The sequence below is a fragment of the Streptomyces sp. NBC_01428 genome (assembly GCF_036231965.1).
Classification (GTDB): domain Bacteria; phylum Actinomycetota; class Actinomycetes; order Streptomycetales; family Streptomycetaceae; genus Streptomyces.
In genome coordinates this window covers 2,120,915-2,144,534 of sequence record NZ_CP109499.1, presented here as the reverse complement: position 1 = coordinate 2,144,534, position 23,620 = coordinate 2,120,915, and the positions used below count along the sequence as shown (strand labels likewise).

The window sequence follows — 23,620 nt, the reverse complement described above, 5'->3', positions numbered from 1 at the left end:
CGCGCCGCGGACCATGTCGAAAGAGCTGATGGCGGGGCGTACCGAGTGACGCCAGTGGTCTGGACCGGTGAGAGTTGTCCACAGGCTCTGCCGGGCCCGGGCACAAGCGCGTACGGTTTCCGGCATGAAGATCCTCATCAGCGCCGACATGGAAGGCGCCACCGGTGTGACCTGGCCGGCCGACGTGCTGCCGGGCACCCCACAGTGGGAGCGCTGCCGCGCGATGTTCACCTCGGACGTGAACGCCGCGGTGCTCGGCTTCTTCGACGGCGGCGCCGACGAGGTGCTGATCAACGAGGCCCACTGGACCATGCGCAACCTCCTGCTGGAGCGGCTCGACGAAAGAGCCGAGATGCTCACCGGCCGGCACAAGTCGCTGTCCATGGTCGAGGGCGTGCAGCACGACGACGTGGACGGCATCGCGTTCGTCGGCTATCACGCCGGCGCCGGCATGGAGGGCGTCCTCGCCCACACCTACCTCGCGAACTCGATCACCGGCGTGTGGGTCGACGGGGTGCGCGCGAGCGAGGGCCTGCTGAACGCACGCGTGGTCGCCGAGTACGGCGTGCCGGTGGTGCTGGTCACCGGCGACGACGTGGCGTGCGAGGACGCCCTCGGGTACGCGCCGGGTGCCCTGAAGGTCGCCGTGAAGGACCACGTGTCGCGGTACGCGGCCGTGTGCCGCACCCCCGCCAGGACCGCCGCCGACATCCGGGCGGCCGCCAAGGAGGCCGCGGCGCTCGCCGTGCGGCACGAGCCCGTCGCCGCGGGACCGTTCACCGTCGCCCTGGAGTTCGACGCCGAACACCTGGCGATGGCCGCCACCGTCGTGCCCGGGGTGGACCGCACCGGTGAGCGGAAGATCGCCTACACCAGCGCCACCATGTACGAGGGGATCCGGACGTTCAAGGCGGTCACCACGATCGTCTCGGCCGCGGTGGAGGAGCAGTATGGCTGACGCGCAGGCACTGGACGAGGTCGTCCGGTTCACCTCCGACCTCATCCGGATCGACACCACCAACCGGGGCGGCGGCGACTGCCGCGAGCGCCCCGCCGCCGAGTACGCCGCGGCACTCCTGGCCGAGGCAGGCCTGGAGCCCACCCTCCTGGAGCGCACCGAGGGGCGGACCAACGTCGTCGCCCGCGTGCCGGGCACCGACCCGACCGCCGACGCCCTCCTCGTCCACGGTCACCTGGACGTGGTGCCCGCCCAGGCGGAGGACTGGACCGTCCACCCGTTCTCCGGTGAGGTCCGCGACGGCGTCGTCTGGGGGCGCGGCGCGGTCGACATGAAGAACATGGACGCGATGATCCTCGCCGTCCTCCGCTCCTGGGCCCGCGAAGGAGTACGGCCCCGCCGCGACCTCGTCATCGCCTTCACCGCGGACGAGGAGGCGAGCGCCGAGGACGGCTCGGGCTTCCTCGCCGACCGGCATCCGGGACTCTTCGAGGGCTGCACCGAGGGGATCAGCGAGTCGGGGGCCTTCACCTTCCACGACGGCAGCGGCCGGCAGCTCTACCCGATCGCGGCGGGCGAGCGCGGCACCGGCTGGCTCAGGCTCACCGCGCGGGGCCGCGCCGGCCACGGCTCCAAGGTGAACCGGAGCAACGCGGTGACCCGTCTCGCCGCCGCCGTCACCCGCATCGGCGACCACGAGTGGCCGTTGCGCCTCACCCCGACCGTCCGGGCCGCCCTGACCGAACTCGCCGCCGTGTACGGCGTGGACCCGGACCTGGGCGACCCGAGCGGCGTCGACAACCTGCTCCAGAAGCTCGGCCCGGCCGCGGCCCTCGTCGAGCCGACGGTCCGCAACAGCTCCAACCCGACGATGCTGAGCGCCGGTTACAAGATCAACGTGATTCCGGGAGAGGCCGTCGCCCATGTGGACGGCCGCTATCTCCCCGGCGGCGAGGACGAGTTCCGCGCCACCATGGACCGGCTCACCGGACCCGACGTGGAGTGGGAGTTCGAGCACCACGAGGTGGCGCTCCAGGCCCCCCTCGACACCCCGACGTACGCGCGGATGCGGGCGGCCGTCGAGGAGTTCGCCCCCGAGGGCCATGTCGTGCCGTACTGCATGTCCGGCGGCACGGACGCCAAGCAGTTCTCCCGCCTCGGCATCACCGGCTACGGATTCGCCCCGTTGAAGCTGCCCGAGGGCTTCGACTACCAAGCCCTGTTCCACGGAGTCGACGAGCGGGTGCCGGTCGAGGCGCTCCACTTCGGCGTCCGCGTTCTCGACCGCTTTCTGCGCACGGCCTAGGGGGACGACATGCAGACCTTGCCCTACGGATCCTGGCCCTCGCCGATCGACGCGACGCTCGCCGCCGCGCACGACGGGCACCCCGAGTTCGCCGGCTTCGTCGGCGCCGAGGTCTGGTGGACCGAACCCCGGCCCACCGAGGGCGGGCGGCGCACCCTGGTGCGCCGGACGGAGGACGGCCGGCAGGAGTCGGTCCTGCCCGCACCGTGGAACGTGCGCAGTCGCGTCATCGAGTACGGCGGCCTCCCCTGGGCCGGCGTCATGCGCGCCGAGGGGCCCCTGATCGTCTTCGTCGACTTCTCCGACCAGCGCCTCTACCGCTGGGAACCCGGCGCCGAACCGATCCCGCTGACGCCCGTCTCGCACGTGGGCGGCGGACTGCGCTGGGTCGACCCGCAGATCCGCGGGGAGCGGGACGAGGTGTGGTGCGTCCTGGAGGAGTTCACCGGCGACGGCCCGAGCGACGTGCGCCGGGTCCTCGCCGCCGTACCGCTCGACGGCTCGGCGGCGCGGGACCGCGACGCCGTCCGTGAACTGTCCGACGGCCGGCACCGGTTCGTGACCGGACCCCGGATCTCGCCCGACGGCCGGCAGGCGGCGTGGCTCGCCTGGGACCACCCCCGGATGCCCTGGGACGGCACCGAGGTGATCCTCGCGGACGTCACCGAGGGCGGCACGCTGTCCGGCCCGTGCACCGTCGCGGGAGGCCCGGAGGAGTCCGTCGTCCAGGCCGAGTGGGCATCGGACGGCACCCTCCTGTACGTCAGCGACCGCACCGGCTGGTGGAACCTCCACCGACTCGGCGCGGACGGCGAGAGCGTGGCCGTCTGCCCGCGCGAGGAGGAGTTCGGCGGATCGCTCTGGCGCGTCGGGAACCGCTGGTTCGCCCCCCTGGACAGCGGCCTGATCGCGGTCGTGCACGGACTGGGGTCCACCGCGCTCGGGATACTCGACCCGGAGACCGGCGAGCTCGTCGACGCGGCCGGACCCTGGACGGAGTTCGCCCCGACCCTCGCCGCACAGGGCACCAGGATCGTCGGCGTCGGAGCGAGCCCCCGCAGCGCGTACGAGGTCGTCGAGCTGGACGCGCGCACCGGGCGGGCCCGGGTGGTCGGCGCCGCGCACGACGACCCGGTGGACCCCGCGCACTACCCCGAGCCCCAGATCCGCTCCTTCACCGGACCCGCCGGACGCGAGATCCACGCGCACGTCTACCCGCCGCACCATCCCGGCCACGTCGCGCCCGGCGACGAACTGCCGCCGTACGTCGTGTGGGTGCACGGCGGCCCCACCGGCCGCTCGCCCCTCGTCCTGGACCTGGAGATCGCCTACTTCACCTCCCGGGGCATCGGGGTCGCCGAGGTCAACTACGGCGGTTCGACGGGCTACGGACGCGAGTACCGCAACCGGCTGCGCGAGCAGTGGGGCGTCGTCGACGTCGAGGACTGCGCGGCCGTCGCGCTCGCGCTCGCGGCGGAGGGCACCGCCGACCGGCGGCGCCTCGCGATCCGAGGCGGCAGCGCGGGCGGCTGGACGACCGCCGCCTCCCTCGCCGTCACCGACGTGTACGCCTGCGGCACGATCATCTACCCGATCCTGGACCTCACCGGCTGGGCCTCCGGCGAGACCCACGACTTCGAGTCGCAGTACCTGGAGTCGCTGGTCGGGCCCATCGCCGAGGTGCCCGGCCGCTACGCCGAGCGGTCGCCGTCCGAGCACGCCGACCGGATCACCGCCCCGTTCCTGCTGCTCCAGGGACTCGACGACGCCATCTGCCCGCCCGTGCAGTGCGAGCGCTTCCTGGCCCGGCTGGCGGAGGAGGGCCGCCGGGTCCCGCACGCCTACATCGCCTTCGAGGGCGAGGGCCACGGCTTCCGGCGCGCCGAGACGATGGTCCGCGCCCTGGAGGCCGAACTCTCCCTGTACGCGCAGGTGTTCGGCCTGAACCCGCCGGACGTCCCCACCCTGGAGCTGACCAAGTGAGGCCGGCGCGGCCCGGGAACCCGACCGGGACAGGCGCCGCTCGGTCCGGGGCGGCGGCGGACCGGGTGGCCGCGCACGCCCACGACCGGCACACGAACGACCGCCGCCCGGACGGCCACCCTGCGAACGGCCGCCGCACGGGCGGCCACGCTGCGAATGGCCGCCGCACGGACGGCCACGTTGCGAACGGCCGCCGCACGGGCGACAGCTGCACGGGCGGCCACGCTGCGGACGACAGCTGCACGAGCGGCCACGCTGCGAACGGCCGCCGCACGGAAGGCCGTTGCGCGGAAGGCCGCCGCACGAGCGGTAGTCACCCGCACGACCAGCACGACCAGCAAGACCCGCACGAAGATCAGCACCAGGAACGGGAGCAGTACGCGTGACCCGAACGACCTCGACCGTCACCCCCCTGACCCGGCCGGCGCGGCTCGCCGCCGGGGCGCGCGTCGCCGTGGTCGCGCCCAGCGGGCCCGTCCCCGAGGAGCGCCTCGAAGCCGGTCTCGACATCCTGCGCGGCTGGGACCTCGACCCGGTGGTGGGCCCCCATGTCCTCGACCGGCACGGCGAGTTCCGCTACCTCGCCGGGACGGACGCGGACCGGGCCGCCGACCTCCAGGCCGCCTGGTGCGACCCGGACGTGTCGGCGGTGCTGTGCGCCCGCGGCGGCTACGGCGCGCAGCGCATGGTCGACCTGCTCGACTGGGACGCGATCCGGGCCGCCGGTCCCAAGGTCTTCCTCGGGTTCAGCGACATCACCGCACTGCACGAGGCGTTCGCGACCCGCGTCGGGCTCGCCACCCTGCACGGACCGATGATCGCGGCCCTCGACTTCCTGAAGAACGCACGGGCGCAGGAGCACCTGCGGGCCACCCTCTTCGAACCGGACTCCGTGCGGACCCTCTCCTCCGGTGAGGCCGGCGCGCTGGTGCCCGGCCGGGCGAGCGGTGTCACCCTGGGCGGCTGCGTGTCCCTGCTCGCCGCCGACCTCGGCACCCCGCACGCCCGCCCGTCCGCCCGCGGCGGTCTCCTCCTGATCGAGGACATCGGCGAGGAGGCCTACCGCACGGACCGGATCCTGACCCAACTGCTGCGCGCCGGCTGGCTGGACGGCGTGGCCGGGATCGCCCTCGGCTCCTGGGTCGACTGCGGGCCCTACGAGGAACTGCGCGCGGTGTTCGCCGACCGTCTCGGGGACCTCGGGGTGCCCGTCGTCGAGCACTTCGGCTTCGGGCACGCCGAGGGCGCGCTGACGATGCCGTTCGGCCTCCGGGCCGAACTCGACGCGGACGCCGGGACGCTGACCCTGGAGGAGCCCGCGCTGGCCTGACGGCACGGGACGCGCGACACGGTCACCGCAGCCCTGTCGAGAACCACTCTTACCGGTGATTGACCCCGGATGACACGTGTCACAGCATGACTACCGACCGGTATGTACCGGTCGGTAGCGCGGCGCGTCCACGGGTCCCGGCCCGGCGGACCCGCCGTGGCCCGTCGGTCGTCCTCAGCGTGGAGGTCTTCGTGTCCGGTCGCTCGCGCGGGTCCGCGTCCCGTGCACCGCTCGCCCTGGCGCTCGGTGCGGCGCTGGCCGCGCCGCTCGCGTTCACCGCGCCCGCGGCCTCGGCCACCGACGGGTACACGGTCACGCCGCTCACCTTCACCGTCCGGGCCGGCGACCGCGACTGCACGGTCGACGCCGACCTGTACCGGCCCGCTGGAGTGGACCGGGCGCATCCCGCGCCCGCCGTCCTCGCGACCAACGGCTTCGGCGGCAGCAAGGCGGACGGCTCCACGGACGGCATCGGCAAGGCGTTCGCCGCCCGCGGCTACGTGAGCCTCGTCTACTCGGGGCTCGGCTTCGGGAAGTCGGGATGCCTGATCTCCCTCGACGACCCGGGCATCGACGGGCGCGCCGCCTCCGGACTCGTCGACTTCCTCGCGGGCACCCGCGCCGCCGACGACGGCACGACGGTCGACTACGTCACCCGGGACGGCCGGGACGACCCCCGCGTCGGCATGATCGGCGGCTCGTACGGAGGCGCCGTCCAGATGGCCACGGCCGCCGTCGACCACCGCGTCGACGCCCTCGTCCCGCTCATCACCTGGAACGACCTCGCGTACGCCCTCGCCCCGAACAACGCGGCCGGTGCCCGGCAGGTGCCCGGCGCCTTCAAATGGCAGTGGGGCAACGGCTTCTACCTGATCGGCGAGAGCCAGCCGCTCACCACGGCCAACCTGGACCCCACCCGCGTCAACACCCTCGGCTGCCTGCACTTCGTGACCGACGCCTGCGCCACCGTGCGCACCCTGAACTCGGGGACCTACCCCGCCGCCCGGACGGAGTCGCTGCTGCGGTACGCGCGCCGCGTCTCGCCCGTCTCGTACCTGCGGAGCGTGCGGGCGCCCACCCTGCTCGTCCAGGGGCAGGCCGACAGCCTCTTCAACCTCAACGAGGCGACAGCGACGTACAGGACGCTGACGACACAGGGCACCGAGGCCCGGATGATCTGGCAGTCCTGGGGACACAGCGGGGGCCTCACCGATCCCGCGACCGGTGAACTCAGCCTGAGCCAGGGCAATCTGGAGACCAGCTATGTCGGCCGGCGGGTCCTCGCCTGGTTCGACCGCTATCTGAACCGCCGAGCGGGCGCCGGCACCGGGCCCGCCCTCGCCTACTACCGCGACTGGATCACGGACCCCGACGCCAGGTACGCCACCGCCCCTCGGGTGCCCGTGCCCGACCGGACGTTGTACCTCTCCGGGGACGGGAAGCTGGTCGACAACCGCGCGAAGGTCGCCCGCGGCAGCCGGGTGTACCGCAACCTGCTGGTGCCGAGCAGTCACTCCGAGCGTTCCCTCGCCGCCCTGGCCGGGCTGGCCGACCCGGCTCCGTACGACATCGCGGGCACCTTCCTCGGCTGGACCGGCGAACCGCTGACCCGGCCCCTCGACGTCGTCGGCTCGCCCCGGGCCCGGCTGAAGGTCGTCTCCCCGGTGACCGAGCGGGTCCAGCACTCGGGCGACGCCGCCGACAAGCTGGTCCTCTTCGCCAAGCTGTACGACGTGGCACCCGACGGCAGCAAGGCGCTCGTGCACCGGCTGGTCGCCCCGGTACGCGTCCCGGACGTGACGAAGAGCTTCACCGTCACCCTGCCCGGCATCGTCCACCGGTACGAGGCCGGCCACCGGCTCCGGTTCGTCGTCGCCGCCAGCGACGACGCGTACACCGGGAACAGGGGAGTGAAGCCGGTGACCGTGACGAGCGCGCCCGGCGACACCGGGACCCTGGAGCTGCCGGTCGTCGCCGGCTGAGCCCCGGGACCGGTCGCGGGGGACCGGCGCCGGGAGCCGCGACGGGTGGTCCCGGCCTTGCCGAGATCCTCCCGTCGTGCGGACCCGTGCCTTCGGGCCCATGCTGGACGCATGAGTCGCAAGACCACCGAGAACGCCCCCACCAGCGGCAAGAGCACCCGCGAAGGGCCGATGACGCCCGCCAGGATCGTCGTCGCCGTGCTGGGCGTCCTCGCCCTGATCTTCATCTTCGAGAACACCCGCAGCACCAGGATCCGGCTGATCGTCCCCGAGGTGACCATGCCGCTGTGGGTGGCCCTCCTCGCCACCGCGCTGATCGGCGCGCTGTGCGGTGCGTACGCCATGCGACGCAGGCGCTGATCACGTGCTCGACTAGGGTGACGGGATGCCTGAGAACGCCGGTTATCTCGCCGAGGGCCCGCGGGTGGGCCTGCGCCACTTCACCCTCGACGACGGTGACGAGTTCACCGCGCGGGCCAGGGAGAGCAAGAGCCTCCACCAGCCGTGGCTGTTCCCGCCCGGCAGCCCCGACGGCTACGCCGCGTACGCGGGACGGCTCATCGAGGACCGGACCAAGGCCGGGTTCCTCGTCTGCGAACGCGACGGCGGGGGCATCGCCGGCTTCGTCAACATCAACAACATCGTCGAGGGCGGCTTCCTGTGCGGCGCCCTCGGCTACGGGGCGTTCGCGCACGCCGCCGGCCGCGGGCTCATGTCCGAGGGCCTCGGACTCGTCGTCCGATACGCCTTCGGGACGATGGGGCTGCACCGGCTGGAGCTCAACGTGCAGCCGGGCAACGCCGCGTCCATCGCCCTCGCCCGGCGGTGCGGCTTCCGCCTCGAAGGGTTCTCGCCGGCCTTCATCCACGTCGACGGCGCCTGGCGCGACCACGAACGGTGGGCGATCACGGCGGAGATGACCGCGTCCCGCTGACCGCCCGGCCGCGCGCGCCGGACGCGGAGCGGCCGCCCCGTCCGACCGCTCCGCGATCCCCTTCCACGGGCGCCGTCCGACGGGTGAGGATGACCCCATGCGGAACATCGTCGTACTGGACGCCCCTTCCAACCTGGGCCTGCGGCCACCCGCCCCCGGCACCGTGCCCGGCTGCTACAAACTGGCCGGCGCATTGCGGGAACAGCGGATCGTGCAGCGGCTCGGCGCCCTGGAGGGCGGGGTCGTCGTGCCCCCGCGCTACGACCGGGGCGACTGGAAGGAGGGCGACGGCGTCTTCAACGCGGCGGCCATCGCCCACTACACGCGGATCCTCGCCGACCGGGTCGAGCGGCACGTCCGCGACGGCGATCTGCCCGTCGTCCTCGGCGGGGACTGCTCCATCCAGCTCGGCGCCTCCCTCGCGCTGCGCCGCATCGGACGGTTCGGGCTCGCGGCCGTCGACGGTTCCGCCGACTTCCGGCACCCCGGCAACTCCGAGCGGATCGGCGCGGCGGGCGGCGAGGAGCTCGCGATCGCCACCGGGCGCGGCCAGGAGGACCTGTCCGATCTCGAAGGGCTGCGGCCCTATCTGAGGGACGAGGACGTCCACCTCTTCGGGATCCGCGACGACGACTCCGACCTGGAGGAGCTCGCCGCCCTGAGGATTCCCACGACGACCGTCGGGGACCTGCGCACCCGGGGCGCGGACGCGACCGCCCGCGCCTCCCTCGCCGCCCTCGAACTCCCGCGGCTGGACGGCTTCTGGGTGCACCTCGACGCCGACTGCCTCGACCCCACGGTGATGCCCGCCGTGGACAGCCCGGACCCCGGCGGTCTGTTTCCCGACGAACTCCTCGCGCTGCTCGGCCCCTTGGTCCGCTCCCCGCGCTGCGTCGGCCTCAACATCACCATCTACGACCCCGACCTGGACCCCGACGGCACCGCGGGCGCGCTCCTCGCGGACGTCGTCGTCGGGGCCTTTGCGCAATCCTGACCCGAACCTGACGAGCGGAGACCCTGGTCAGCTGACCGATGACCATGTTCCATGGTCATCGTGACGACGATCCGACGTGACGTACTGACCCTCCCGGCGGCGGACTTGGGACCGAGCAACCCGCTGCCGCCCCTGCGGACCCTCGACGAGACCCACACCATCGACGACCGCGACCGCGTCGGCCTGCCGCGCGACATGGCCCGCCAGATAGGTTACGAGCCGCTGCACAGCGTGCTGCCGGAGCGCATCCGCGACGGCTACGGACGCGAGCGCCGGCCCGCGGAGCTCGACACCGTCGTGATCGAGAACGACCGGCTGCGGGCCACCGTGCTGCCCGGCCACGGAGGCCGCGTCGTCTCCCTCTTCCACAAGCCCACCCACCGCGAACTCCTCTACCGGAACCCGGTGGTGCAGCCCGCCTGCTTCGCCCTCAACGGCGCGTGGTTCTCCGGCGGCATCGAGTGGAACATCGGCGCCACCGGGCACACGACCCTGTCGTGCTCACCCGTCCACGCCGCGCGCGTACCCGCCCCCGACGGCGGCGAGATGCTGCGCCTGTGGGAATGGGAGCGGCTGCGCGACCTCCCCTTCCAGGTCGACCTCTGGCTGCCGGACGGCTCCGACTTCCTGTACGTCGGCGTCCGCGTCCGCAACCCGCACGAGCGGCCCACGCCCCTGTACTGGTGGTCCAACATCGCCGTCCCCGAGGAGCGCCGGGTGATCGCCCCGGCCGAGGAGGCCTGGCACTTCGGCTACGAGCGGCGGCTGCGCCCGGTGCCCGTGCCGGAGTACGACGGAACCGACCGCACCTATCCGCTGAACAGCACCTTCCCCGCGGACTACTTCTACGAGGTGCCCGAAGGGCAGCGCCGCTGGATCACCGCGCTCGACGACGCGGGCGACGGACTCGTGCAGACCTCGACCGACACCCTGCGCGGGCGCAAGCTCTTCGTCTGGGGCTCGGGACCCGGCGGCCGGCGCTGGCAGGAGTGGCTCACCGAGCCGGGCACCGGCGGGTACTGCGAGATCCAGGCCGGACTCGCCCGCACCCAGCTCGAACACGTGCGGCTCGAAGCGGAGAGCGACATCTCCTGGCTGGAGGCGTACGGCCCGCTGTCCGTCGACGCGGCGACCGTCCACGGAACGGACTGGGACGCCGCCCGGGCGGAGACCGAACGCCGGCTGGACGGCGCCCTGCCCCGGGACGCCGTCGACGCCGCGTACGCCGCCTGGCTGCCGCACGCCGACACCGAACCGGGCGAGGTGCTCGCCATCGGCTCGGGCTGGGGAGCGCTCGAAGTCCTGCGCGCCGCCCACAAGCTGCCGGGGACACCCTTCGACGAGTCCACACTCGGCGAGGACCAGGCGCCGTGGCGCGAACTGCTGCGCTCGGGTGCCTTCCCCGAGCCCCGGCGGGCCGGCCCGCCCGGGGAGTCGCTGGTCGCCCCGCACTGGCGCGACATGCTGGAGACGGCACCCGCGGTGCCCGCCGCCGAGTACCACCTGGGGGTGGCCCAGTGGCACGCCGGTGATCTCGCCCAGGCCGTGCGGAGCTGGGAGCGCGCGCTCGAACTCGCCCCGTCGATCTGGCCGTTGCTGCGCTGCCTCGCCGTCGCCGACCAGCAGAGCGGCAACCCCGAGCGGGCCGCCGACCGCTACCGGGAGGCCTTCGACGACCTGTGCCGGGAACGGCGCGACGACGGGGAGCGCTGGACCGCGGCGACGGCAGCGCTCGGCCGCGAGGCCATCGAGGCGCTGCTCGCCGTACGGCGCACCGCCGACGCCCGTGCCGTGTGGGATCGGCTGCCGCAGGCCGTACGGGAGCGCGGCCGGTTCCGCCTCGTCGAGGCCGGGCTGCTGCTCGCCGAGGGGAACCGCGCGGGTGCGCGGGCCGTCTTCGACGCCGGTTTCGAGGTCGCCGACCTGAGGGAGGGGGCGGAGACCATCGGTCTGCTGTGGTCCCGGCTCAGCGACGAACCCCTGCCCGCGCGCTACGACTTCCGCATGCGGCCGCCGTCCGCCCTCTGAACGGCCCGCGCCGCGCCGTGTCCACGGTCCCGGACTCCCACCGCACGGCGGGAGTCCGGGGTCCCGCGGTCAGCCGTCGCGGTCGGCGTACTCGTACACCGAGCCGTCCGGATGCAGGGCGATGAGGTTGCGGCCGCCCGGTGTCGCCACCGGGCCCGCGATGACACGGGCCCCCAGCTCGGTGAGGACCCGGCCGGTCTCCTCGACGTCCTTGACGGCGATCGTCGCGGCGACCTTGCGCAGCACCTCCAGCTCCGACTCGGGCCCGCTCATCAGCAGGAAACAGCCGATCGCGGCGACCGACACACCGCCGCGCTCGAAGCGCAGCGCACGGCCGCCGGCGAGCCGCTCGTAGAAGGGGACCGCAGTCTCCAGGTCGTCGACGCAGACGCGCAGCGTGGCTCCCAGAATCTCCATGCGGACGAGCCTAGTTGGGGTCGGCCCGCGACGGAGATCGTTTCGGACGATCGCCGTCCGACACCACTCCGGGACCGGCCGGCAGGGCCGACGGCGCTTACCGGGCGGTCCGTTACGCGGACGGACACCCGGGTACCCGGACACCATGAAGCCCATCGAGCACCTGGATCACCTGGAGCATCTGGACAAAGGACTCGTCGACGAACTGACCGCGGTGGCCCGCGAGACCATCCGCGACGAACTGCGTGAGCAGACGCGCAAGCAGCGGCGCACGGCCGCGCTGTACGCCGCCTCGGGCGCCGCCGCCCTGTACGGCGGAGCCGCGCTGGCGCTGGCCCTCGGTCTCGCGCTCGCTCTCGGGCTGCCCGGCTGGGCCGCCGCCCTGGTCACCGCGGCGGCGCTCGGTGTCGCCGCGTTCGTGCTGCGCGGCATGGCCCGGCCCGCCACCGCCGCCCGTACGGACACCGGTCACGCGAGCGAGCTGACCCCGCCCGGACGGATCCTCGGCGGCACCGCGCCGGCCTCCCCGCCCGGCGGCATGGGGGTCCTGTACCCGCCGGTCCCGGCCGTGACGCCCGGCGCGTCCGACCCCGGCGCCCACCTCGCGAGCGACCCCGACACGTACCTTCACCAGGCGCGCTGACGGTCCGGCTGCCGGGTCCGCCCCGGCCGGGGCGGACCCGGCAGCCGTCCGCGGGCGTCCCGCCCGTCGTGCCGAAGGGGTCCGCCGGGAGCAGACTGGAAACCGTCGAGGCGCCGCGGGACGGGCCGGCCCGCAGGACTGGGCCCGGTCCGGGGCCCAGTTGCCCAGGAGAACCGCAGTGCCGGTGCCGACGGGCCCGTGCCGAGGCGGCCCCGGGGCAACGGCGCCCATCCGTGGCCCCGCAGTCCGGGACGCCCCGCGCGTGCGGTGCGCCCCACGACCGGAGCACTTCCCGACCGCAGCCCTTTTCGACCGCGGCCCTTCTCGCCGAGGCGGCGAAACGCCGGGGGTGCCCGTGTTTGGGCCACCCCCTCGGGGGGACGCGGAAAGCCCGTACGAGCGACACCGCAAGCGACACTGCCAGAGGAGCATCGTGAGGCGACCCCGCATTCTGATCGTCGGCGCCGGTTTCGCCGGTTACCGGACGGCCCGCACCCTGTCGCGGCTGGCCCGGGGCAAGGCCGAGATCACTCTGCTGAACCCGACCGACTACTTCCTGTACCTGCCGCTGCTGCCCCAGGTCGCCTCCGGTGTCCTGGAGCCACGCCGCGTCACCGTCTCGCTGACCGGGACGCTGCCCGGCGTCCGCCTCGTGCTCGGCGAGGCGGCGTCCGACGGGATCGACCTCGACGCCCGCACCGTGCGCTACACCGACCCCGAGGGCGACAGCGGCACGCTGACGTACGACCGTCTCGTGCTGGCCGTCGGCAGCGTCAACAAGCTGCTGCCCGTGCCCGGTGTCGCCGAGCACGCGCACGGCTTCCGCGGCCTGCCCGAGGCGCTCTACCTGCGGGACCACGTGACCCGGCAGATCGAACTCGCCGCCGGGTCGGACGACCCGAAGATTGCCACCGCCCGCACCACCTTCGTGGTGGTCGGCGCCGGCTACACCGGAACCGAAGTCGCCGCGCAGGGGCAGCTGTTCACCGACGCCTTGGTCCGCGAGCGATCGCTGCCCGAGGGCGTCCGGCCGCGCTGGCTGTTGCTCGACACCGCGGACCGCGTCCTGCCCGAACTGGACGAGCGGCTCTCGTGCACCGCCGACCGCGTGCTGCGCGAGCGCGGCGTCGACGTGCGCACGGGCACCTCGGTCGAGGAGGCAACGCCCGACGGAGTCCGCCTCAGCGACGGCGAGTTCGTCGACACCAGGACCCTGGCATGGTGCGTCGGCGTCCGCCCCGACCCCCTGGTCGAGGGGCTCGGACGGCCCCTCGAACGCGGCCGGCTCCTCGTCGACCCGTTCCTCCAGGTGCCGGGCCACGCCGACGTGTTCGCCTGCGGTGACGCGGCGGCCGTACCCGACCTGGAGAAGCCCGGCGAGTACACCCCGATGACGGCCCAGCACGCCTGGCGCCAGGGGAAGATCGCGGCGCACAACGTCGCCGCCTCGCTCGGTGTCGGCGAACGCCGCGCCTACCGCCACCGCGACCTCGGCTTCACCGTCGACCTCGGCGGCGTCGACGCGGCGGCCAACCCCCTCGGTGTGCCGCTGTCGGGACCGCTCGCCGGAGCCGTCACCCGCGGCTACCACCTCGCCGCCATGCCCGCCAACCGCGTGCGCGTCGCGGCCGACTGGCTCCTGGACGCCGTACTGCCGCGCCAGTCGGTGCAGTTGGGCCTGGTCCGCGCCTGGTCGGTGCCCCTGGACACCTCCGCGCCCGAACTGGCGCGGGTGGCCGGAGCGCCGCCCGGCCCGGCGAACCCCGCCGCGCCCGCCGGGACAGCCGGACCCGGCGGCGACCATTCGGAGGCCGCGAGCCGCCCGGAAGGAGACTCATGAACACCCGTCAACTCGTCGATCTTGCGCAGCAGTTGCGGGTCGACAGCGTGCGCGCCGCCGACACGGCGAACTCCGGACACCCGACCTCGTCGATGTCCGCCGCCGACGTCGTCGCGGTCCTGTTCGCCCACCACCTGCGGTACGACTTCGAGCGCCCCCGGCACCCCGGCAACGACCGCCTCATCCTCTCCAAGGGCCACGCCTCGCCCCTGCTGTACGCGGCCTACAAGGCGGCCGGTGCCGTGAGCGAGTCCGAACTGCTCACCTTCCGCAGGGAGGGCAGCCGGCTCGAAGGGCATCCGTCGCCGCGGCGGCTCCCCTGGGTGGAGACGGCCACCGGGTCGCTCGGACAGGGACTGCCCGTCGGTGTGGGCGTCGCCCTCGCCGGCAAGCGACTGGACCGTACCGGATACCGCGTCTGGGTGCTGTGCGGCGACAGCGAGCTCGCCGAGGGCTCCGTCTGGGAGGCCGCCGAGCACGCCGGGTACGAGCACCTCGACAACCTCACGGTGATCGTCGACGTCAACCGCCTCGGCCAGCGCGGACCGACCCGGCACGGGCACGACCTGGACGCCTACGCCCGCCGCTTCCAGGCGTTCGGCTGGCACACCGTCGAGGTCGACGGCCACGACGTGGACGCCGTCGACCGCGCCTACGCCGAGGCCGCGTCCACCGGCGGGCAGCCCACCGCGATCCTCGCCCGCACCCTCAAGGGCAAGGGCGTCGCCGCGGTCCAGGACCGGGAGGGCCTGCACGGCAAGCCCCTGCCGGACGCCGAGGAGGCCGTCGCCGAACTCGGCGGCGTGCACGACCACCACGTCGACGTCCGGCCGCCGCCCGCCGCCCGGATGCTGCACGCCGTGAGCTCCGGGCACCTCGACCTGCCCCGCTTCGAGATCGGCGAGGAGGCCGCCACCCGCGACGCCTTCGGGCAGGCGCTGGCCGCGCTCGGCGGCGCCCGCGGCGACGTCGTCGCGCTGGACGGCGAGGTGGGCGACTCGACGCGCGCCGAGCTCTTCGCCAAGGAACACCCCGACCGCTACTTCGAGTGCTACATCGCCGAACAGCAACTCGTCGGTGCCGCCATCGGCATGGCCGCACGCGGCTGGGTGCCGTACGCCACCACGTTCGCCGCCTTCCTCACCCGTGCCCACGACTTCGTGCGGATGGCCGCCGTCAGCGGCTCCGGCATCAACCTCGTCGGTTCCCACGCGGGCGTCTCCATCGGCCAGGACGGCCCCTCGCAGATGGGCCTGGAGGACCTGGCGATGTTCCGCGCCCTGTACGGCACGACCGTGCTGTACCCGTGCGACGCCAACCAGACGGCGAAGCTCGTCGTCGCCATGGCCGGCCTGGAGGGCATCCGCTACCTGCGCACCTCCCGCGGCGACAGCCCGGTCATCTACAGCCCCACCGAGGAGTTCCCCGTCGGCGGCAGCAAGGTGCTGCGCGCCTCCTCCGACGACCGGCTGACGATCGTCGCCGCGGGCGTCACCGTCCACGAGGCGCTGGCCGCAGCCGACGCCCTCGACGGCGAGGGCATCCAGGTCCGCGTGATCGACCTGTACTCCGTGAAGCCCGTCGACCGCGCGACCCTGCGCGAGGCCGCCGAGGAGACCGGATGCCTGGTCACCGTCGAGGACCACCGCGAGGAGGGCGGTCTCGGCGACGCGGTGCTCGACGCCTTCACCGACGGCCGTCCGGTGCCCCGCCTCGCCCGGCTCGCCGTCCGGACCATGCCCGGCTCGGCGAGCCCGGCCGAGCAGCTGCGCGCCGCCGGCATCGACGCGCAGTCGATCGCCGCCGCGGCCCGGCTGCTCGTCGAGACGGCCGTGGTGCGCTGAGCCCGGAACGGAGAGCACGATGGTGACAAGGCCCCTGAGGCGGCCCGGTGCCGTGCGCCGGGTCCCCGCGCCGGGCCCGGGGACCCGCGGGAGGAGAGACCCCATGAGTGGACTGCCGTACGTCTACGCGATCTGCCGCCCTTTCCCGGCCGCGCTGTCGGCCGAGCTGACCGGTGTCGCGGGCGTTCCGCCCAAGCTGCTGCGGCACGACGACCTCGTCGCCGTGGTCGGCTCCGTCCCGGACGAGGAGTTCGCCGCGGAACCGCTGCGCCGCAGGCTGGAGGACGTGGCCTGGCTGGAGGCGACGGCGCGCGCCCACCAGGGCGTCATCGACGCCCTCACCGGCGTCACCAGCCCGCTGCCGCTGCGGCTCGCCACCGTCCTGCGGGACGAGAGCGGCGTGCGCGTGATGATGGAGGAGCGCCGGGAGGAGTTCCTCACGACGCTGGACCGGCTCGACGGCCGGGTCGAGTGGGACGTGAAGGTGTACGCGGACACGGCCGGGGCCTCCGGGTACACGGGGGAGCGGGCGGACGGGCTCGCGCACCGGCTGCACACCACCCTCGCCGGCCGCGCCACGGAGACCAGGCTGCACGCCCCGCAGAGCGCGGCGCCCTCCGATCTGGCCTACTCCCAGGTGCTCAACGCCGCCTATCTGGTGCCGCGCGCGGAGTCCGAGCAGTTCGTCGAGCGGGTGAACCGCGGCGTCCGCGAGCAGCCCGGACTGCGGGTGGAACTCACCGGCCCCTGGGCCGCGTACTCCTTCACGGAGCTGCCCGGCCTCAGCGGTTTCACGGACCTCGCGGGGTTCACCCGCACCGCGCCGTGACGGCGCCGGGCGGCCCCTGAACCGGACGGCACCCGCCTCCGGACCTGCTCTGGGCCGGGGGCGGGCGCCGTGACGGCTCAGACCGCCTTGCGGGCCAGTACCTCGCCGTGCAGCACGGCGAACCAGCCGTCCTCCGCCCGCCCCCACTGCCGCCAGGCGTCCGACACCGCGCGCAGCTGTTCCGGCGTCGCGTGACCGCCCGCCGTGGCCCGCTCCGCGTACGCCGAGGCCACCGTGCGGTCGGCCCACAGGCCGCTCCACCAGGCCCGCTCGTCCTCGGTGGCGTAGGTCCAGGTGCTCGACGTGGACGTGATGTCCCGGATGCCGGCGGCCATCGCCCACGACGTGAGACGCCGGCCGGCGTCCGGCTCGCCCCCGTTCGCGCGGGCCACCCGCCGGTACAGGTCCAGCCAGTCGTCCATGCCCGGCACCGCCGGATACCAGGTCATGGCCGCGTAGTCCGCATCGCGGACCGCGATGAAGCCGCCCGGCTTCGTGACCCGGTGCATCTCGCGCAGGGCCTGGACCGGATCGCCCACGTGCTGGAGCACCTGATGGGCGTGGACCACGCAGAACGTGTCGTCCGGGAAGTCCAGCGCGTGCACGTCGGCGACCGCGAAGTCGACGTTGCGCAGTCCGCGTCCGGCGGCTGCCTGCCGTGCCCGGTCCAGGACGCCCGCCGCGTGGTCGACGCCGGTGACGTGCCCGTCCGGCACCCGTTCGGCGAGGTCGGCGGTGATGGTGCCCGGTCCGCAGCCGATGTCGAGGATCTTCATGTGGGGCTTCAGCGAGTCGAGGAGGTACGCCGCCGAGTTGGCGGCGGTGCGCCAGGTGTGCGAGCGCAGCACCGACTCGTGATGGCCGTGCGTGTAGACGGCGGTCTCCTGCGACTTCGACATGACCGGTCCCCTTCGACGTGTACGGGGCCTCGGCGGGGCGTGCACGCACTCCGCGGGGCGATGGCTTCACCGTACGCGGTCATGTCGAATGATGAGACCCGCATCTTGCTATATGGACAGGCGCAGTTGGGGGCCGCGTGCGTGCCGGGTCGGACCGTCAGGAGGGAACCGGAGGAAGGGGGCCAGGGAACGGAAGAAGGGGTCCAGGGAACCGGAGGAGGGGGCCGGGCCGGCGGGCCCGGCCGCCCGGCTCACCCCGCCGGCTGCGGGCGGTACACGGTCAGCGCCTCGCGGCTCTTGCGGAGCGTCACCCGGTCGCTGACCTCGGTGACCTCGCCGTCGTAGGCGAGGAGCGTGCCGGGGTCGACGCCGTCGATGGTCAGGTGACCCACCCGCACGGCGGCGTGCGCGGGGGAGCGGGTGAGGGGACCGGCGAAGGCCGCGGCGAGCAGCCGCACCGCGGGATGGCGTCCGCCGTGCACGACACGGACGTCGAGACGCCCGTCCGCGAGGTCGAAACGGCGGGCGGGCGCGAGGCCCACCCGGTGGTAGGTGCCGTTCCCGGCGAACAGCAGCCACAACGGGTGCGTCCGGCCGTTCAGTTCGGCCCGCAGCGGATGGTGGTCCGCCCGCAGCACCCGCAGCGCGCCGAGCACCCCGGCGGGCCAGCTGCCGATCACCTTCGACCAGTTCTCCCGCTCCCGTACCAGCTCCGGGTAGATGCCCAGGCTGCACGTGTTGAGGAAGATTCCCTCCTGGGCGCCGGACACGAACCGGCCGACGTCCACCTTGACCGCCTCGCCCTGCTGGAGCGCGCGGACGAGGTCGTGGTCGCCCTCCACCCCGAGGTCGTGGGCGAAGTGGTTGAGGGTGCCGCCCGGGAGGACGGCGAGCGGGACGTCGTGGCGCAGGGCGATCTCGGCCGCGGTGTTCACCGTGCCGTCGCCACCGCACACGCCCAGCACCGTGGCGCGGGCCGCCGCCTTCTCCAACTCCTGCCGTATGTCGGCCGGTTCGCACTCGACGAGCTCGGCCGCCGGCAGCGCGTCGGCCAGCGCGCGGACCCGCTCCGGAGTCCCCGCGCCCGTGTTGGCCACCATGACCAGGCCCGCGCCGTCGGGCAGCGCGGGCGCCTCCACCCGCGGCCGCGCCGGCGCGGTCAGCTGGTCCCGGGTGGGCACCAGGCCACGGACCGCGTACGCCGCGCCCGCGCCCAGCGCCGCGCCCGCGAGGACGTCGCTCGGGAAGTGAACCCCGGTGTACACGCGGGAGAGGGCCACCGCCGCGGCGAGCGGCGCCACGGCCGCTCCCCAGCCGCGGGACTCCAGCGCCACCCCCGTCGCGAAGGCGGCGGCCGAGGCGGCGTGCCCCGAGGGGAACGACGTGGTGATCGGCTGGCGCTTCAGCTGCCGGATCGCCGGGACCGGGTCCAGCGCGGGACGGCTGCGGCGCACCGACCGCTTGCCGACGGTGTTGATCGTCGCGGAGGCGAGAGCGAGCGAGGCGAGGCCCCGGGTGGCGGCCCGGCGCGCCCGCGGCGTGCGGCTCGCCGCCACCGCGGCGGCCGTCGCGAACCACAGCAGCCCGTGGTTGGCGCTGCGGCTCAGCCGCGGCAGCACGGGATCGCCGCCCGGCCAGTGGCGCGCCGCGACCGACTCGAAGACCCGGAGGTCCACGGACAGAAGACGGTCCCGGAGGCCGTGGCGGCCCGGAACGAGGGCGGTCAGGTCGACGTCAGGGGTGGGGGTCATGCGGGTCCGTCTACCCCGGATCAGGCGTTTTCCTCGCCCCTGTGACGGGCGCCCCGGCCGATACGCGTTTGCCCCGCACCCCCCGTGCCCCGGAGAATGCCTGCCCATGGGACACCTCGAAGCCGCACATCTTGAGTACTACCTTCCCGACGGGAGGGCGCTGCTCGGCGATGTGTCGTTCCGGGTGGGAGAAGGGGCCGTGGTGGCCCTCGTGGGGCCCAACGGCGCCGGCAAGACGACCCTGCTGCGGCTGATCTCGGGCGAGCTGAAGCCGCACGGCGGCACCGTGAACGTGAGCGGCGGACTCGGCGTGATGCGCCAGTTCGTGGGATCCGTCCGCGACGAGACGACCGTACGGGAACTGCTCGTGTCCGTGGCGCCGCCCCGGATCCGGGAAGCGGCCCGGGCCGTCGACACCGCCGAGCACGCCATGATGACCGTCGACGACGAGGCGTCCCAGCTGCGGTACGCGCAGGCGCTCTCCGACTGGGCCGAGGCCCGCGGCTACGAGGCCGAGACGCTCTGGGACATGTGCACCACGGCCGCGCTCGGCGTCCCCTACGAGAAGGCGCAGTGGCGGCAGGTGCGCACCCTGTCCGGCGGCGAGCAGAAGCGCCTGGTCCTGGAGGCCCTGCTGCGCGGCACCGACGAGGTGCTGCTGCTCGACGAACCGGACAACTACCTCGACGTGCCCGGCAAGCGCTGGCTGGAGGAGCGCCTGGCGGAGACCCGCAAGACGGTCCTGTTCGTCTCCCACGACCGTGAACTCCTCGCCCGCTCCGCCCAGAAGATCATCAGCGTCGAGCCCAGCCCGACCGGCGCGGACGCCTGGGTGCACGGCGGCGGCTTCTCGACGTACCACGAGGCCAGGCGGGAGCGGTTCGCGCGCTTCGAGGAACTGCGCAGGCGCTGGGACGAGAAGCACGCCCAGCTGAAGAAGCTCGTGCTGAGCCTCCGTCAGGCCGCCTCCATCAGCCATGAGCTGGCGTCCCGCTACGCGGCGGCACAGACCCGGCTGCGCAAGTTCGAGGAGGCCGGACCGCCGCCGGAGCCGCCGCGCGAGCAGGACATCACCATGCGCCTGCACGGCGGACGCACCGGCGTACGGGCCGTGACCTGCAAGGGACTTGAGCTCACCGGCCTGATGAAGCCCTTCGACCTGGAGGTCTTCTACGGCGAGCGGGTCGCCGTCCTCGGCTCCAACGGCTCGGGCAAGTCGCACTTCCTGCGGCTCCTCGCGGGTGGCGACGTCGCGCACACCGGCGAGTGGAAGCTCGGCGCGCGCGTCGTGGCGGGCCACTTCGCGCAGACGCACGCCCATCCGGAGCTGGAGGGCCGCACGCTGCTCGACATCCTGTGGGGCGAGCACTCCCAGGACCGCGGCGCCGCCATGTCACGGCTGCGGCGCTACGAGCTGACGGCCCAGGCCGAGCAGCGGTTCGAGAAGCTGTCGGGCGGCCAGCAGGCACGTTTCCAGATCCTGCTCCTGGAGCTGGAGGGCTCCACGGCCCTGCTCCTCGACGAGCCCACGGACAACCTCGACCTGGAGTCGGCCGAGGCGCTCCAGGAAGGCCTCGAGGCGTACGAGGGGACGGTGCTGTCCGTCACCCACGACCGCTGGTTCGCCCGCTCCTTCGACCGCTACCTGGTGTTCGGCTCCGACGGACGGGTCCGGGAGACGCAGGAGCCGGTCTGGGACGAGCGCCGGGTGGAGCGGGACCGCTAGACCGCGCTCCCGTGCGGTCCACCCGGGCCCCGGGTGACCGGGAGCGGGTGACCGGTACCTGCCGGTTCACGGGCTCCGGGTTCCCGGAGAGGCCCGGACCACCCGATGTTCGTAGAGTGGTGGGTGGAGGTCACCTATCCATGGCTCCCTTCCGGCCGCCTCCGGGCGACGTTCGCCGGGGGCGCCCGGACCGCGCCGACGGCCACGACGAGCGGGGTAGCACCATGACCGGAGTCGACCCGGGCCGGCTGGACGACCAGCAGCTGATGAAAGAGCTGGAGGCCATCCACCGCACCCGCCACGACACGCTGCTGCACGGTTCGAACGACGCGCTGCGCACGCACAACGGGCGCATGGCCCAGTTGGAGGGCGAGTACCTGCGCCGCCATCCGCGCCGGCCCGTCTCGGCGGGCCGCACCCGCGAGGGCGCACGCGAACGGGGCCCCGCGGCCGTCCCGCCGGCCTGACCGGTCCGAAGCCGTCCGGCCGACCCTGACGGCACCGGCGTGCGGGCCGCCCGAGGCGGTCCCGCACACCCGCGACGGCCGCGCCCCGGCTAGCTGCCGCCGGAGCCCACGACCGCGAGCGCCAGCTCGTGCGCGTTGGCGTAGTGCTCCTCGTCCGGCAGACGTTCCAGCGAGTCGGCCAGCTGTTCGGGTGCGTTCTTCTCCCGCAGGACGTCGATCAGCGCACGCGGACCGGCGGGGAACGAGGTACGGCCGAGGAACCGCGCCAGATCGAGGCGCAGCGTCTCCAGCGATTCCGGTGCCGTGTTCGGCACCACCGGTCCTCCCGCGATCGCCGGGTCGTCGTCGGCGGCCGGCTCCGGGTCCTGCCACTCCTCGGTCCGGGTGGGGTGCCCTGACCTGAGGAAGTCGCGCAGTTCGTGCTTCATCTCGTCGTCCCGGTGAGCGCTCATCCGGTCACTGCCTCGCTGCATGAAATCCCCTCCAGAGGTTCGAGGTGGGGAGCGCGTACCCGACGACTCTCACGCGACACGTCGAGATGCGCCCCGTCCGGGACGGCCTCCGCGCGACGAGGCGTCCGCGATCGGGGAGAATCGGGGTGTGTTTGCTCCGCATGGCCCGGGGCAGACGCAGATGCAGTGCTTCGGACAGGAGGCACGTCCGTGGGAGCGGCGATCCGCGCCACGGGTGTATCCGTCCGGATCACGGGTGCGCTCCCACGATGACTGTCCTATACCAGGCACCATCAAGGGAGTTGCGACGCATCATGCGAACTCAAGCGAGCGCGACGCACCATCCGCACGACGACGCCCCCGACACCTCGGAGGCGTTCCGCCGGCTCGCCACGCTCCCTCAGGGCCCGCAGCGCGACGCCCTCCGCGAGGAGATCGTCGAGTCCTGGCTGCCGATGGCCGACCGTCTCGCGGGCCGGTTCCGCAACCGGGGCGAGAACTCCGACGACCTGCGGCAGGTGGCGGCGCTCGGCCTCGTCAAGGCCGTCGACCGCTACGACCCCGAACTCGGCAACGCCTTCGAGAGCTACGCCGTGCCGACGATCACCGGCGAGATCAAGCGCCACTTCCGTGACCACATGTGGACGCTGCACGTGCCGCGCCGCGTCCAGGACCTGCGCAACCGGGTCCGCTTCGCCGCCCAGGACCTGTCGCAGACCATCTCGGGCCGACGTCCCACCGTCGCCGAGATCGCCGAGCGCGCCCGGCTGAGCGAGGAGGACGTGCTGACCGGCCTGGAGGCACTGGAGAGCTTCACCGCGCTCTCGCTGGACGCCGAACTGCCCGGCAGCGACGACGGCTACTCCCTCAGCGACGCCCTCGGATCCGCCGACCCGGCGCTCGACACGGTCATCGACCGCGAGGCCGTCAAGCCGCGGCTCCAGGCGCTCCCCGAGCGGGAACGCGCCATCCTCTACATGCGGTTCTTCGACGACATGACGCAGAGCCGCATCGCCGACGAGCTGGGCATCTCCCAGATGCACGTCTCCCGGCTCATCACCCGCTGCTGCTCGCGCCTGCGCGACCAGGTCATGCGCGACGCCGCCTAGGCTCCTCCCTTCGCGTCCGCCGGGCGGAGAAGCCGCCCGGGCGGGGATGACGCTCGCACCGCGAAGCCGCCGGCACCGCGAAGCCGTTCGCGCCGACAGACACCGAGCCCGCCGCGTGACCCCGCAGA

General features: G+C 73.7%; 20 protein-coding genes. 16 read left to right on the top strand and 4 right to left on the bottom strand.

Annotated features, from left to right (window positions below):
* Positions 1 to 124: 124 nt before the first annotated feature.
* The 9 genes from OG406_RS09365 (at position 125) to OG406_RS09325 (ending at position 11,515) form a co-directional block, all read left to right on the top strand.
* Positions 125 to 958 (top strand): M55 family metallopeptidase, encoded by an 834-nt coding sequence (locus tag OG406_RS09365; protein WP_329185249.1) that lies wholly within the window; start codon positions 125 to 127, stop codon positions 956 to 958.
* A complete protein-coding gene (locus tag OG406_RS09360; RefSeq protein WP_329185248.1) occupies positions 951 to 2,264 on the top strand; it encodes a M20/M25/M40 family metallo-hydrolase in 1,314 nt (437 codons plus the stop codon). Before OG406_RS09365 ends, OG406_RS09360 begins: the two co-directional genes overlap by 8 nt.
* Before the next feature lie 9 nt (positions 2,265 to 2,273).
* Entirely contained in the window at positions 2,274 to 4,247 is a 1,974-nt protein-coding gene (locus OG406_RS09355; protein ID WP_329185247.1) for a prolyl oligopeptidase family serine peptidase, read from the top strand.
* 382 nt (positions 4,248 to 4,629) lie between these two features.
* Positions 4,630 to 5,577 (top strand): S66 peptidase family protein, encoded by a 948-nt coding sequence (locus tag OG406_RS09350; RefSeq protein ID WP_164374323.1) that lies wholly within the window; start codon positions 4,630 to 4,632, stop codon positions 5,575 to 5,577.
* 179 nt (positions 5,578 to 5,756) lie between these two features.
* The gene (locus OG406_RS09345) at positions 5,757 to 7,559 is read left to right on the top strand and encodes a CocE/NonD family hydrolase (protein WP_443067061.1); all 1,803 of its coding nucleotides are present in this window, start codon (positions 5,757 to 5,759) and stop codon (positions 7,557 to 7,559) included.
* A 111-nt stretch (positions 7,560 to 7,670) separates the two neighbouring features.
* A complete protein-coding gene (locus OG406_RS09340) occupies positions 7,671 to 7,919 on the top strand; it encodes a LapA family protein (RefSeq protein WP_164374321.1) in 249 nt (82 codons plus the stop codon).
* A 25-nt stretch (positions 7,920 to 7,944) separates the two neighbouring features.
* Positions 7,945 to 8,493, top strand: a complete 549-nt coding sequence (locus OG406_RS09335; RefSeq protein WP_267048928.1) for a GNAT family N-acetyltransferase — start codon at positions 7,945 to 7,947, stop codon at positions 8,491 to 8,493.
* Positions 8,494 to 8,590: 97 nt separating this feature from the next.
* Complete coding sequence (locus tag OG406_RS09330) at positions 8,591 to 9,487, top strand: arginase family protein (protein ID WP_267048929.1); 897 nt, start codon at positions 8,591 to 8,593, stop codon at positions 9,485 to 9,487.
* 51 nt (positions 9,488 to 9,538) lie between these two features.
* Positions 9,539 to 11,515, top strand: a complete 1,977-nt coding sequence (locus OG406_RS09325) for a DUF5107 domain-containing protein (RefSeq protein ID WP_329185245.1) — start codon at positions 9,539 to 9,541, stop codon at positions 11,513 to 11,515.
* A 69-nt stretch (positions 11,516 to 11,584) separates the two neighbouring features.
* Here OG406_RS09325 and OG406_RS09320 read toward each other — a convergent pair whose 3' ends face one another.
* Positions 11,585 to 11,932, bottom strand: coding sequence for a VOC family protein (locus tag OG406_RS09320; protein ID WP_081220216.1), 348 nt, complete (start codon positions 11,930 to 11,932; stop codon positions 11,585 to 11,587).
* Between the two features lie 145 nt (positions 11,933 to 12,077).
* On the opposite strand from OG406_RS09320, the gene OG406_RS09315 reads away from it, so the two are divergent.
* The 4 genes from OG406_RS09315 to OG406_RS09300 all read left to right on the top strand — a co-directional run bounded on the left by OG406_RS09315 (position 12,078) and on the right by OG406_RS09300 (position 17,088).
* A complete protein-coding gene (locus OG406_RS09315) occupies positions 12,078 to 12,575 on the top strand; it encodes a phage holin family protein (RefSeq protein WP_393633513.1) in 498 nt (165 codons plus the stop codon).
* A 433-nt stretch (positions 12,576 to 13,008) separates the two neighbouring features.
* Positions 13,009 to 14,415, top strand: a complete 1,407-nt coding sequence (locus OG406_RS09310; RefSeq protein WP_329185243.1) for an NAD(P)/FAD-dependent oxidoreductase — start codon at positions 13,009 to 13,011, stop codon at positions 14,413 to 14,415.
* Complete coding sequence (locus OG406_RS09305) at positions 14,412 to 16,259, top strand: transketolase (protein WP_329185242.1); 1,848 nt, start codon at positions 14,412 to 14,414, stop codon at positions 16,257 to 16,259. Before OG406_RS09310 ends, OG406_RS09305 begins: the two co-directional genes overlap by 4 nt.
* A 103-nt stretch (positions 16,260 to 16,362) precedes the next feature.
* A complete protein-coding gene (locus OG406_RS09300) occupies positions 16,363 to 17,088 on the top strand; it encodes a GvpL/GvpF family gas vesicle protein (RefSeq protein ID WP_164374314.1) in 726 nt (241 codons plus the stop codon).
* A 77-nt stretch (positions 17,089 to 17,165) separates the two neighbouring features.
* Here OG406_RS09300 and OG406_RS09295 read toward each other — a convergent pair whose 3' ends face one another.
* Positions 17,166 to 17,987 (bottom strand): class I SAM-dependent methyltransferase, encoded by an 822-nt coding sequence (locus OG406_RS09295; RefSeq protein ID WP_329185239.1) that lies wholly within the window; start codon positions 17,985 to 17,987, stop codon positions 17,166 to 17,168.
* A gap of 251 nt (positions 17,988 to 18,238) precedes the next feature.
* Complete coding sequence (locus OG406_RS09290) at positions 18,239 to 19,738, bottom strand: bifunctional phosphatase PAP2/diacylglycerol kinase family protein (RefSeq protein ID WP_266617443.1); 1,500 nt, start codon at positions 19,736 to 19,738, stop codon at positions 18,239 to 18,241.
* 106 nt (positions 19,739 to 19,844) lie between these two features.
* Here OG406_RS09290 and OG406_RS09285 point away from each other — a divergent pair, with 106 nt between their 5' ends.
* Positions 19,845 to 21,464: an ABC-F family ATP-binding cassette domain-containing protein gene (locus OG406_RS09285; protein ID WP_164370461.1), complete on the top strand. Its 1,620-nt coding sequence runs from the start codon at positions 19,845 to 19,847 to the stop codon at positions 21,462 to 21,464.
* 224 nt (positions 21,465 to 21,688) lie between these two features.
* The gene (locus OG406_RS09280) at positions 21,689 to 21,931 is read left to right on the top strand and encodes a DUF6158 family protein (RefSeq protein ID WP_164370460.1); all 243 of its coding nucleotides are present in this window, start codon (positions 21,689 to 21,691) and stop codon (positions 21,929 to 21,931) included.
* An 89-nt stretch (positions 21,932 to 22,020) separates the two neighbouring features.
* On the opposite strand, the gene OG406_RS09275 is transcribed toward OG406_RS09280, so the two are convergent.
* Entirely contained in the window at positions 22,021 to 22,404 is a 384-nt protein-coding gene (locus tag OG406_RS09275) for a DUF2795 domain-containing protein (RefSeq protein WP_267048933.1), read from the bottom strand.
* A gap of 293 nt (positions 22,405 to 22,697) precedes the next feature.
* Between OG406_RS09275 and OG406_RS09270 the strand changes: the two genes are divergently transcribed.
* The gene (locus OG406_RS09270; protein WP_081220223.1) at positions 22,698 to 23,492 is read left to right on the top strand and encodes an RNA polymerase sigma factor SigF; all 795 of its coding nucleotides are present in this window, start codon (positions 22,698 to 22,700) and stop codon (positions 23,490 to 23,492) included.
* The last annotated feature ends 128 nt before the right edge of the window (positions 23,493 to 23,620 follow it).

Excerpts from the sequence above, each read along its gene's own strand:
- OG406_RS09320 (WP_081220216.1), bottom strand. The coding sequence starts at position 11,932 with ATGGAGATTCTGGGAGCCACGCTGCGCGTCTGCGTCGACGACCTGGAG.
- OG406_RS09285 (WP_164370461.1), top strand. The coding sequence starts at position 19,845 with ATGGGACACCTCGAAGCCGCACATCTTGAGTACTACCTTCCCGACGGG.
- OG406_RS09340 (WP_164374321.1), top strand. The coding sequence starts at position 7,671 with ATGAGTCGCAAGACCACCGAGAACGCCCCCACCAGCGGCAAGAGCACC.
- OG406_RS09355 (WP_329185247.1), top strand. The coding sequence starts at position 2,274 with ATGCAGACCTTGCCCTACGGATCCTGGCCCTCGCCGATCGACGCGACG.
- OG406_RS09290 (WP_266617443.1), bottom strand. The coding sequence starts at position 19,738 with ATGACCCCCACCCCTGACGTCGACCTGACCGCCCTCGTTCCGGGCCGC.
- OG406_RS09330 (WP_267048929.1), top strand. The coding sequence starts at position 8,591 with ATGCGGAACATCGTCGTACTGGACGCCCCTTCCAACCTGGGCCTGCGG.
- OG406_RS09295 (WP_329185239.1), bottom strand. The coding sequence starts at position 17,987 with ATGTCGAAGTCGCAGGAGACCGCCGTCTACACGCACGGCCATCACGAG.
- OG406_RS09325 (WP_329185245.1), top strand. The coding sequence starts at position 9,539 with ATGGTCATCGTGACGACGATCCGACGTGACGTACTGACCCTCCCGGCG.
- OG406_RS09280 (WP_164370460.1), top strand. The coding sequence starts at position 21,689 with ATGACCGGAGTCGACCCGGGCCGGCTGGACGACCAGCAGCTGATGAAA.
- OG406_RS09275 (WP_267048933.1), bottom strand. The coding sequence starts at position 22,404 with ATGCAGCGAGGCAGTGACCGGATGAGCGCTCACCGGGACGACGAGATG.
- OG406_RS09365 (WP_329185249.1), top strand. The coding sequence starts at position 125 with ATGAAGATCCTCATCAGCGCCGACATGGAAGGCGCCACCGGTGTGACC.
- OG406_RS09335 (WP_267048928.1), top strand. The coding sequence starts at position 7,945 with ATGCCTGAGAACGCCGGTTATCTCGCCGAGGGCCCGCGGGTGGGCCTG.
- OG406_RS09360 (WP_329185248.1), top strand. The coding sequence starts at position 951 with ATGGCTGACGCGCAGGCACTGGACGAGGTCGTCCGGTTCACCTCCGAC.
- OG406_RS09305 (WP_329185242.1), top strand. The coding sequence starts at position 14,412 with ATGAACACCCGTCAACTCGTCGATCTTGCGCAGCAGTTGCGGGTCGAC.
- OG406_RS09270 (WP_081220223.1), top strand. The coding sequence starts at position 22,698 with ATGCGAACTCAAGCGAGCGCGACGCACCATCCGCACGACGACGCCCCC.
- OG406_RS09300 (WP_164374314.1), top strand. The coding sequence starts at position 16,363 with ATGAGTGGACTGCCGTACGTCTACGCGATCTGCCGCCCTTTCCCGGCC.
- OG406_RS09315 (WP_393633513.1), top strand. The coding sequence starts at position 12,078 with ATGAAGCCCATCGAGCACCTGGATCACCTGGAGCATCTGGACAAAGGA.